The organism is Limnothrix sp. PR1529, from assembly GCF_002742025.1.
Taxonomy (GTDB): domain Bacteria; phylum Cyanobacteriota; class Cyanobacteriia; order CACIAM-69d; family CACIAM-69d; genus CACIAM-69d.
Map to the genome: position 1 here is coordinate 21,831 of NZ_LIRO01000059.1, position 11,079 is coordinate 32,909.

Here is an 11,079-nt window from a genome sequence, read left to right on the forward strand (position 1 = left end):
ACGGCAAATGCCCAGCGATCAACAGATATCTTTGATCGCTGGGCATTTTGGGCTTTCAAGGCTTGGCTCTAACTTTCAAGCTTTAGTTCTTGATTGTTGCCGTTTGCCTGGAATTTTGTCCTAGGGACTGTCGTCATTTCCTAGGATCAGGCGGAAACGATTGATTTTCCATGTCCCAGTCGTCGTAACAAGGGGCTTAAGCCCCTTGTTACCCACGATTTGCTAACGATGGAATCAGGGTTTCAGGCGATTTGACGACAGGCCCTAGGATTTCGCCCTGGAATTTTGCTCTTGAAGGCTAAGTCTTGGCCCTTGTCTGCAATGACGATCGCCCTGCTCATCGCAGCAAGCAACTGGTGAGCCAAAGGGTAATCAGCGTCACCACCGCCACCAACTGCTCCGTGCGCAAGCCAACCACAGGCGGAATCAGACCCGTGATCAACGAACCCAAAATCAGACCGCCAATCAGCCCCAGCAGCGTCAGCAACACCGCTCGGCCAAAGCGCCGTTCCTTGCGATTGAGGAAAAACAAGCTGGCCCCTGCCCCGATCGCCAGTACTAATTGCAGCAGCGCACCATCACCACCAGGGTTCAACAACCCCAGTACCAACAACACCGAAAATGTGCCGCCGGCCTGGATCCAATCGGTACGGGTGGGCTGATCGATCGACCCCGCTAACCAATTGGGCAGTTGCGGCGGCTGACTGGGCTGGGGAGCGGCCGGCGCAGGGCGATCGTCCTGTTCCGCGAACCGGATTCGATCGGGGACTTTAATTCGTCCCTCCTGCCGCAGCCGCAGCCGATCCATCAACACTGCGTCATAGGCCATTTCAACCGCTTCCATCCGTTGGCGGTCTGTTTCATGTTCCTTGAGGAGCCGATTGCGCGCCGATTGAATCTCATCAAAAGACGCATCCTCGGTCACGCCAAGCTGTTCGTAGGGGTTCGGGTTGCTCATGCGTTGGGTGGGGCTAGTCTCTTGGCGGCGATCGAGTGAAACAGCGCCTTCGACGCTATCTGTTCAGTACTGTTTTAGTGATCACTGCATGATCGCGGCACTTGGCGATCGCCCTAATACCGTGAAAACACTATTTAAATCTAGTCTAAATTCTAAGCAACCGGCACCTGAGCAGTTCGGATTGGCAACAAGTCCTCATCATTGAGCCAGTCCCTCCCCCCCAAGCCTTGCGCCAGATCAGCCGAATCTGCAGCCGGATCTACGGGATCTGTCCGGATCTATCCGGATTTATAAGAATCGACCCACTGCGCCAGACCAGTCGAATCCTTGGGCCAAAACCTTGCACCAGTCAGCTCCCAAGGGTTTGGGATGATGGCCCGTCAATTGCCAATCATCTGCCAATCATCCGTTGGTCAAAAGCGAATCGCCACAACCGTTAGTGAAATAGTGCCGGTTTGATAGAATACGCGCAATAACATGCAGCCCACTGTCCAAAACTTTCCTAAACACTCCCCCACAAGCAATCAAGCGCCCAAATAAGCTAGAAATGCGTTTGGTCACATCCGGTTGATCCCTGATCCCCGTAGAAAGGGTCAATAAACTGGCGTGCAACCCCAATCAGCCCCGCAAATGATTTGGACAATCATCCTATTTGGACAAATTTGGACAAATTTTAGTTGGATCGTTGGACAACGATTTGCACCTGATTGAGTGAAAGGGGCACAATTGAGCAGCCCCTATTTATTTGGGTTCATCACAGCTACCCAAATCTCCACCCCGCGATGACCGTCGCACCCCCAATGGCCCCATAATATTTCTCTGCCGATTATCTTGGCTTCAAAGCGATGACTGACACGCCTCCAAAGCTGCTGGTTGTGGATGACGATCCAGCGATCCGAAAGTTGATCCATCGCTTCTTAAGCAAGCAGCAATATCAAATGGAGTCGGCTCCTGACGGGAAGACGGCCTTAGCGCTCTTTGAAAAGTTTCAACCCGATCTGGTGATTTTGGATGTCAATCTACCGGATGCAACGGGGTACGAACTGTGTCGGGAAATGCAAGCCAAAACGGGTGTCTACGTTTTGATGCTCACCAGTCGTTCCGATGAAGCCGATAAAATTAAAGGGTTTCGCCAAGGGGCAGATGATTACCTGACAAAACCCTTTAGCTTGATGGAATTAGGGGTGCGCGTTAGTGCCATTCTCAAGCGGGGGCGGGGCAATTCTCCGCGTGATTTACCGCAACCTTCCCTTAATTTTGGCAGCTTAGTCATCGATCCGGAACGCCACGAAGTCACCCTTGATGATCAATTAATTACCCTAACGGCCTTAGAGTTCAATATTTTGCATTTTTTGGCCAATCATCCAGGACGGGTCTGGAATCGCCAAGAACTTTTGCAAAGAGTTTGGGATTACGACTATGTGGGCGACCAGCGGGTTGTTGATGTCCACATTGGTCAAATTCGTAAAAAGATGGAAAGTGCAGGAGCGAAAACCCAAATTATCCAAACGGTGCGCGGAGTTGGTTATCGATTTAATCCTCCCGATGCTGCACCACCGGCTCAATAGGATGCTCTAAGAGGATGCCTGAGCAGTAACTTGGGGCACTTGCCAAGGGGCTAGTAGCCATCAGGGCAAGGGGCTTAAGTCCCTTGTCTTCGTCGATCGATGCCACCCACAAGGTCGCCGATTTGGCTTTTTCGCCCATCCCCTCAGGATTCCCGAGGGCGTTCAGGGAGAAATGTTGGGGCGATTGATCGGGCGGTCGATCGGGACTTCAAAACCCAATCGTCAATGTTGAATCAGCGAAGTTGACTCAGCAAAGGTAGCCCGTTTTCTCGCTGTCAACTCTGGCTTTTCAGGCATCCTTTGCGCAAGACCTTGTGAAACCTGGGGCGTGAATCCCAAGCATCATCATCGGAATACGGTAGTCTTGAATACAAGATCAGTCCAGGTGATCTCCTAAGCTAAGGGGAATTTTGGATAAATCAAATTGGCCTTTCTACTCCCCATGGGTGCATTCCAGACCGTTTAGCTAATGCCCTAACTCGGTGGTTTTCAGGCAACAGTCAATTGCACCAGTCCTTGGGATCAATTTGTCAATCTTGAGGAAGTTTGATGAGGAGTAAATTTAGGAGTAAATTCAGAGTGAACCAATAATTTCAAAAAAGACTAATTTCAAAAATGATTAATTTAAGAGATGATTCAAAAACGCAGTCATTTCTCAATAATTCTTTTTGGTTTTAGTCAATTTGCAGAAAGTCCTAGCAAATTAGCATTAGGCAATTTCTGTCCTGACCATCATTGCGTCACCCTTCACAATGGCAATCGAGGAAAAACCTAAATCATTGGGTTTATGATTCAGTTGCCAATGGTCTGTTTTGTCGCTAATTGTCGCCAAAGATGCATTTTTTGGGATAAATTTAGCCGAAATTTCATCAAAAGTCCGTCATTGGGATGAGGTCATTAGGATGAAATGGGTCAGAAAGTTCTGAAGTTTCCCGAATCTGCAAAGTTCGATTGAGATATAGGAAATATGTAGTTGTCGAGAGAGCCGAGGCATTGTAATGCCATCGCACCCCGAGATTACCTAGTTTTGCAGTGATGGTCATGCCATTGACCAATCAGCATCGCGTCTTCACCCCCTCTTGACCACATGAGACATCGCGTCTTTGAACTGCTACTGATTCTGAAGGCCACGAGGCTTTCTTCCATTGGTGCTCAGATGCTCTTGTGGACGATGCTGGGCATTTTGTCAACGCTGGGCATCATGACCGGGATTACTTACAACCTGCTGAAGGATCAGACGGTTGATGAGATTCAAAAAACCCTGAGGATTGAGGTGCAAGGCCTCGAAAGCGATCTGAAGCAGGTGGAAGAATTTGCGGATGGGTTCGGGGTTGCTGTCTATGAGGTCAGCCGACTGGGCCAGGATGAGGCGGCGATCGCCCAAAGCTGTGAACAGATTATTTTGGAATTTTTGAAAAACCGGCCGCCTCTGGTGGCAGGCTTGGGGTTGCAGCAGGAACCGTTTGCCCTGCTGAAGAGCCGGGAGCAGTTCGATCCGTATTATTCGATCGTGCCGCCGCGGTTGGTAAACCGGGTTTCGGAACTGGGGCGATCGCAGCCCACGCCCGCTAGCCCCCGATCCACGGTGTCGGAACCGAAAACCGCTTTTTCGGAGCCAAGCATGATCCATAAGCGGCTGGCTCCGCCCTATGTGTTGATCCGCGATGGCATTCCCCCTTCCACTCCATCGCCCACGGCCACGCCTTCAACCCCCGATCGCTTGGCCCAACTCGATCGCGCCGAATCCCTGACGGAGCGGCTCACCCCTTCGGAAGCTCGCCTGGTGTCTCCCAAGGAGGCAAGTGCGGCGGAGCCAAGGTGGCTCAAGCCCTACCGCTGGAATCAACAGGTGCTGGTGACGCTGCTGAGTCCGGTGCGCAGTCGCGATCGCCACAAGGTGGGATCCACGGTGGTGGATATTGACATCACCAATCTCAGTGAACGTTTGGCGCGGCCGGTGCTGGGACAGGACGGCTATTTCGTGCTGCTGAGTTATGAGGGGGAACTGCTGGCCTATCCACCGGATCCGCAGCGGGCCACGGGCCTATCGAGCTACCAGAAAATTCCCTCCTTGGAACGAATTTGGCCCAAAATTCGCCAATCTCGGTTGGGTTTTCGGACAACTCCCGCTGAGTTTTTGGCCTATCGCCCGATCGCGGGAACGGACTGGATGATGGTGGCGGTGGTGCCGCGCCGCCGACTGTTTGCCCCCATTTTTCAAACGGCCTTGGGAACCAGCTTGGTGGCTAGTTTGGTGCTGCTGGGCAGCATTTGGTTTTTCGTACACCGGTTGAATCAGCGCTTGAAGCCGATGATTGATGGCTGCCGGGAACTGGTTCACAGCAGCCAAATGGCGCTGCTTTCCAGCGGAATTACCAATGAAGAGGAAACATCGCCCCCGGCAGGTGGCATCCCCAGCAATCCCAAGGGGCCGGAGTCGGCGCGATCGCCCGAATCGATCGCCCCGATGGCCACCTTAGCCAGCGCCGCGCCGCCCTTTCCCGGCGCAGGAGCGGACAAGGTGGGGGCGATCGACCCCACCGCAGCCTTAGCAACCAAGCCTGCTACTGCGATTGATCCCACCCTGGGACTCGATGAGATTGATATTTTGCAAGATGCTTTCCAATCCATGTATCGGCAATTGGAAACCTCGCTTAGCTCTTTGCAAAACACCCTGAATCAACTGAAAGATACCCAACTTCAGGTGATTCAAAGCGAAAAAATGGCGGCGGTTGGGCAAATGTTGGCAGGGGTAGCCCACGAAATTAATAATCCCATTAGCTTTATTTCCGGCAATGTGGAACACCTGGGCCACTATGTTCAGGATTTGGGCCGCATTATTCGCAGCTATCAACATTACTTTCCTGAAGTGCCAGAAGAGTTGCAAGAGGTGTTGGAGGAAGTTGATCCTGATTTTCTGTTAGATGATTTGACCCAAATGGTGCGATCGATGCGGTTGGGATCCGAGCGTGTACGAGATATCGTGCGATCGCTCCGATCCTTCTCGCGAGCCAATGACAACGATTTTCAGGTTACCAATATCCATGAGGGCCTCGACAGCACCTTAATTATCTTGAACCATCGCATTAAGGCTTCCAGCGAGCGGCCAGAAATTCAAGTATTGCGAGAATATGCGGATTTGCCCTTGGTGGAATGCTGTTTAGGGCCTCTGAATCAGGTGTTCATGAACCTTTTGAGCAATGCGATCGACGCGATCGAGGAATCTCAATCCGGTTGGACTTTTGATGAAATTCGGGAAAATCCTGGCATTATTCGGATTCAAACACGCCTCTGTGAAGGACGGCTGATTCGGATCACGATCGCCGATAACGGCAGTGGCATTCCTGACCATTTGCAGAGCCAAGTGTTCAATTCCTTTGTGACTTCAAAACCCGTGGGCAAAGGTACAGGTTTGGGGCTTTCAATCAGTCACCAAGTCATTCATCAAACCCATCGAGGTCGGCTCTGGTTTGATTCGCAGGTGGGGCGTGGCACGGCATTTCACATCGAAATCCCGATGCATCAAGACATTCCCAGCCCGGCCCTCTCCCAGGCTGTGGCTGCCGTCAGCTAGGTTGCTGGCACTTTCTCGGAACCGCTTGCCGACACCCAACCCACCACCATTCCCCTCAAAGCCATCGCGACCAATCCGTGCAATAGCCCCCTTTCTGAAAGAGTTTAAGTTTGTGCAAACTACCGGGCTGAGTTCTGGGCGATCGGCCTACAGTCATGGATAAGGGCCAGCCCAGGAAGCGGAGAGAACGGTCATGGTAGAAACAAACGGTGTCATCATGCAGTACTTCGAGTGGTACTGCCCCGCCGATGGCTCCCTTTGGGGTCAGGTGCAGGATCAAGCTCGGGAGTTGGCCGCAAAAGGGATCACAGCCCTTTGGTTACCGCCGGTTTATAAGGGCACCAGCAGTTCTGATGTGGGCTACAGCACCTATGACCTGTTTGATTTAGGCGAGTTTGACCAAAAAGGCACTATTCGCACCAAATATGGCACCAAAGAAGAGCTGATCGCGGCTGTGAAAGCTTCGCGGGCAGCGGGTTTGCAGGTTTATTTGGACACGGCGTTTAATCACAAAAACGGGGGCGATGCCACGGAAACGGTGTGGGCCACGCCCGTCGCCAGCGATAACCGCAATTGGGAGTTGGGAGCGGCCCGGGAAATTAGCATTTGGTCGAAGTTCACCTTTCCCGGTCGGGGCGATCGCTACTCGGCCATGAAGTGGGATGCCCGCTGTTTTGACTCGGTGAACCACAATGCCAATGATCCGGACGATCGCGCCATTTATCGCCTCAGTCCCAAAACTTTTGAGTCGAAAATGAGCCATCGCTATGGCAACTACGACTTTTTGATGGCTTGCGATTTGGATACGAATCACCCGGAGGTGCGCCAGGAGTTGGTGCATTGGGGCCAATGGATCCAAGACACCCTGGGCACGGATGGGTTTCGGTTGGATGCGGTGAAACACATTCGATCGAGCTTTTTCAATGAGTGGCTCGATGCGGTGCGCCGTCACTGTCCCCATCGAAAGCTGTTTGCGGTGGGGGAATATTGGGAAAACGACGTGGAGGCCCTGCATCGGTATTTGGCGGCCACGGAGGGGCGGATGTCGCTGTTTGATGTGCCGTTGCACTACAACTTCCACCAAGCCAGTCGATCGGGCAGTGCCTATGACCTGCGCACCATTCTCGATCACACCCTGATGCAACAGCAGCCCACCTTGGCCGTCACCTTTGTGGACAACCACGACAGCCAACCCCTGCAAGCCCTGGAATCGCCTGTGGAAGCTTGGTTTAAACCCCTTGCCTACGCGATCATTTTGCTGCGGCGGGAGGGCTATCCCTGTGTGTTCTACGGGGACTATTACGGTGCGGAATATACCGATCGGGGACGGGATGGCCATCAACATACCGTTTCGCTGTCCAAACACAATTGGCTGTTGGATAAGTTTCTGTATGCTCGTCGGCGCTTTGGTTGGGGGCCGCAGTATGACTACTTCTCCGGCAGCAACACGATCGGCTGGACTCGGTTAGGCGATGCCACCCATCCCCTGAGCATGGCGGTGGTGTTGAGCAACGGCGGCCCCAGCAGCCTTTGGATGGAAACGGGGCAATCGAACGCCACGTTCTATGACCTAACGGATCATGTGAAGGAACTGGTTTACACCAACGAGTGGGGCTGGGGTGAGTTCCGCTGTGCCGGGGGATCGGTATCGGTTTGGATTCAGCAGGCTTGATCCCGATCGGGGCGAATCAGAGACTCATCAAGGGCTAATCAAAGGGCTAATCAAAGGGCTAATCAAAGGGCTAATCAACCAAGGGCTGAACCCAGCAGCTCATTCAGCAGCTAACTCAGCCAGCAGCTCAGCCAGCAGCCAAATCATGGGGGCCGATCGCAACGGTTGAATTGCGGTTGCGGTGGCATGGTGGTGCGATTCGAGCATTCCGCATTGGCCAGAAACGCTACAAAAAGACATGGTGCAAGAGAGACATGGTGCAAGGGCCAAGTTCTCGTCTTGTTCTGCGTTCTCTTGGCCGATCGCCCTGACCTGCACCGAATCATTCCCCCTTTGCCATGAATCTGAAACAAGTCATCATCATCTATAAAGCCGGAGACTCTCGCAGCCAAGGCTGGGCAGAGCGTTGCTCACGGGAACTGGATGCCCTAGGCACGCGATCGCTCGTGGGCCCCAGCGGCCCCAAGGACAATCCCTACCCGGTGTTTTTGGCTTCGGTCACCCAGCCAATCGACCTGGCCATTGTCTTGGGGGGGGATGGCACGGTGTTGGCCGCTGCTCGACACCTGGCCCCGGAACAAGTGCCCATTTTGGCCGTGAACGTGGGAGGGCACTTGGGGTTTTTAACGGAACCCTTTGAGCTGTTTGAAAACTCCCAAGCGGTGTGGGAACGGCTCCAGAGCGATCGCTTCGCCGTTCAACAACGGATGATGTTGCAAGGGCAGGTTTTTGAAGGGAAAACCCTCGCCGCGATCGAAGATGGCAGCTACAAGGGGACGGAACCGGTGGGGGAAACCTTCCTGGCCCTGAACGAAATTTGCGTGAAGCCCATTTCCAACGATCGCCTGATGACCACCATGCTGGAAGTGGAAATCGATGGCGAAATCGTCGATCGCTACCACGGCGACGGGCTAATTGTGGCCACCCCCACCGGTTCCACCTGCTATACCGTTTCCGCCAACGGGCCCATTCTCCATTCCGGCCTGGATGCCATTACCGTTACCCCCATTTGCCCCCTCAGTTTGTCTAGCCGCCCGATCGTGTTGCCTCCCCGCTGTGTGGTCAGCATTTGGCCCTTGGGGGATTACGAGCTGGCCACCAAAGTTTGGACGGATGGTGTTTTTGGGGCTTCTCTTTGGCCCGGCCAGCGGATTGATGTGCGGATGGCGGATTGCGTGGCCAAGTTTGTGATCCTGCGGGAAAACTATTCCTACTACCGCACCCTGCGCGAGAAATTGCTTTGGGCCGGAGCCCGCATTGACTATGGCCATGCCAGTCGCAATTAGGCCCAGCACCCAGCCTAAACCTGAAATAGGGACGGATTTAGCGCGATCGCCCTAGTTGGCTACGGCACACAACACCGAGGCGCACTGCCTTATCCTTAATTAAGGCCAACTTAACCTCGGTTCCCCGTTTCCTTAACCCTGTGTCGCAGTTCTTGGTCGCTGCGCTCGCCCTTGCTGTCCTTGTGCTGGTTGCGTCCCATGTCTTTGAGTGAATCAAGTTCCGCTGCAATCAAGTCTGCTTTGCCAAAAGCGGCCCAGGGCAATGCCGGCCGCAGTTGGGGCGATCGATTAGCAGGGTGGCCCTGGCGGCGGATTTTCAGTGCCGTGGTGGGAATCTCGATCGCCCTCACCATGCTGGTGTTAGGTGGCTGGTATTTCACGGCGGGGTTTGGCCTGTTGGTCTACCTGGGTTTGGGTGAATATTTCGCCCTGGTGCAGGCCAAAGGGGCAGTTCCCGCCGTGAAAACCGTCACCATTGCTTGTTTGGCAATTGTGGCCGCCTCGGCCTGGATGCCGTCTGTGGCCGATGCGATCGTCCCGATCGCCAGCACCCTGGTTTGTTTCTATTTGCTGTTTATGCCCAAGATGGCCTCGATCGCCGATCTGTCCAGCTCGGTGATGGGCCTGTTTTACTGTGGCTATTTGCCCAGCTATTGGGTGCGGCTGCGGGTCGGGGCGGGGTTGGCCTTGGACGATGGAGCCGTGGCCCGGTTGCCGCTGAATGGGTTCTGGCCCGAATCTTGGAACCCGGCCGCCTGGCCCGAGGCCCTGACGGTGACGATTCTGGCCTTTTGCTGCATTTGGGCGGCCGATATTGGGGCCTACATCATGGGCAAATGGGTGGGCAAAACCCGCCTCTCGGACATCAGCCCCAAGAAAACCGTGGAAGGCTCTTTGGCCGGCACGCTGGGCAGCGCACTGGTGGGAACTCTGGGTGCGGCCTATTGCCATTGGCCCCTGTGGTTCATCACGGGGCCTTTGTTGGGGCTGCTGGTGGGTGTTTCCAGTCTGCTGGGGGATTTGATTGAGTCCCTGATGAAGCGAGACGCGGGGGTCAAAGATTCCGGGAATTTGATTCCGGGCCATGGCGGCATTCTCGATCGCGCCGACAGCTACATTTTCACGGCTCCCCTGGTGTATTACTTCACGACCCTATTGCTCCCGTTCGTTTCCCAGTTGCATTAGTTGTGTTAGCTAATCCGCCGCTGAATCGTTCCAATCCCATGACTTTCTAAAAACTCCAATTCCTTAAATTCCCTAAACTCCTATTCCCTAAGGAGTTGCCCTATGGCCGTGGTGCTGATGGCAGGAATGCCCCGATCTTCGCCTGCTAGCTGGATTTTCGGGAGCCAATGCAACGAGACGATCGCCTCGCTTCTACAATGGGGGCGACTAGTTTGATTTGGATGAGTTCACAGCCTTGAACGCGCCCCAGTCGGAACAATTTGAGCGCGTCCGATCGAGCCTGCGACGGGCGATCGAGCAGTTGGGTACTCGCGATTCACAACGGTGGAATGCCCTGATTCAACCGGATTTGGATCGGTTGGCGGGGGCCCTCGACAAGCTCGATCGATTCGTGGTGCGGATTGCGGCCTTTGGCTTGGTTAGCCGGGGCAAATCCGCCGTTTTGAATGCCCTATTGGGGGAACGCCTGCTGGAAACGGGGCCCCTGAATGGCCTGACGCGCTTGCCCCGATCGGTGCGGTGGCATCCTCCCGGGCGCGATCGCCCGATCGAGGTGGAATTCATTGACACACCGGGGCTGGATGAAATTGATGGAGAAAGCCGCGCCGAACTCTCGCGGGAAGTGGCCGAGCGATCGGACTTGATCCTATTCATCACCGCTGGCGACTTAACCCAGGTGGAATATGCGGCCTTGCGAACCTTGCGCCAGGCCCATAAGCCCCTGATTTTGGTTTTCAACAAAATTGATTTGTTTCCCGAAACGGAGCGGCCGGCGATTGTGGAGCGGCTGCGATCGCTCATGCAGTTGGAAGCGGCCGGCCAGCCCCCACCCACCC

8 protein-coding genes are annotated in these 11,079 nt (G+C 54.2%); 6 read left to right on the forward strand and 2 right to left on the reverse strand.

What is annotated here, in order from left to right:
* Positions 1–337: 337 nt before the first annotated feature.
* Positions 338–958, reverse strand: coding sequence for a CPP1-like family protein (locus tag AMR42_RS09195; protein WP_099533156.1), 621 nt, complete (start codon positions 956–958; stop codon positions 338–340).
* Positions 959–1,803: 845 nt separating this feature from the next.
* Between AMR42_RS09195 and AMR42_RS09200 the strand changes: the two genes are divergently transcribed.
* The 3 genes from AMR42_RS09200 (at position 1,804) to AMR42_RS09210 (ending at position 7,772) form a co-directional block, all read left to right on the forward strand.
* Complete coding sequence (locus AMR42_RS09200; protein ID WP_099533157.1) at positions 1,804–2,526, forward strand: response regulator transcription factor; 723 nt, start codon at positions 1,804–1,806, stop codon at positions 2,524–2,526.
* A 1,087-nt stretch (positions 2,527–3,613) separates the two neighbouring features.
* Complete coding sequence (locus AMR42_RS09205) at positions 3,614–6,100, forward strand: ATP-binding protein (RefSeq protein ID WP_099533158.1); 2,487 nt, start codon at positions 3,614–3,616, stop codon at positions 6,098–6,100.
* Between the two features lie 193 nt (positions 6,101–6,293).
* Positions 6,294–7,772, forward strand: coding sequence for an alpha-amylase (locus tag AMR42_RS09210; RefSeq protein WP_099533159.1), 1,479 nt, complete (start codon positions 6,294–6,296; stop codon positions 7,770–7,772).
* 99 nt (positions 7,773–7,871) lie between these two features.
* On the opposite strand, the gene AMR42_RS20370 is transcribed toward AMR42_RS09210, so the two are convergent.
* Complete coding sequence (locus AMR42_RS20370) at positions 7,872–8,012, reverse strand: hypothetical protein (RefSeq protein ID WP_158234423.1); 141 nt, start codon at positions 8,010–8,012, stop codon at positions 7,872–7,874.
* Between the two features lie 98 nt (positions 8,013–8,110).
* Between AMR42_RS20370 and AMR42_RS09215 the strand changes: the two genes are divergently transcribed.
* The 3 genes from AMR42_RS09215 to AMR42_RS09225 form a co-directional block, all read left to right on the forward strand.
* Positions 8,111–9,058, forward strand: coding sequence for an NAD(+) kinase (locus AMR42_RS09215; RefSeq protein WP_099533160.1), 948 nt, complete (start codon positions 8,111–8,113; stop codon positions 9,056–9,058).
* 198 nt (positions 9,059–9,256) lie between these two features.
* Positions 9,257–10,243 (forward strand): phosphatidate cytidylyltransferase, encoded by a 987-nt coding sequence (locus AMR42_RS09220; RefSeq protein ID WP_099533163.1) that lies wholly within the window; start codon positions 9,257–9,259, stop codon positions 10,241–10,243.
* Between the two features lie 235 nt (positions 10,244–10,478).
* Positions 10,479–11,079 (forward strand): Era-like GTP-binding protein (locus tag AMR42_RS09225; RefSeq protein WP_234406887.1); only part of this gene is annotated, 601 nt, incomplete at its 3' end.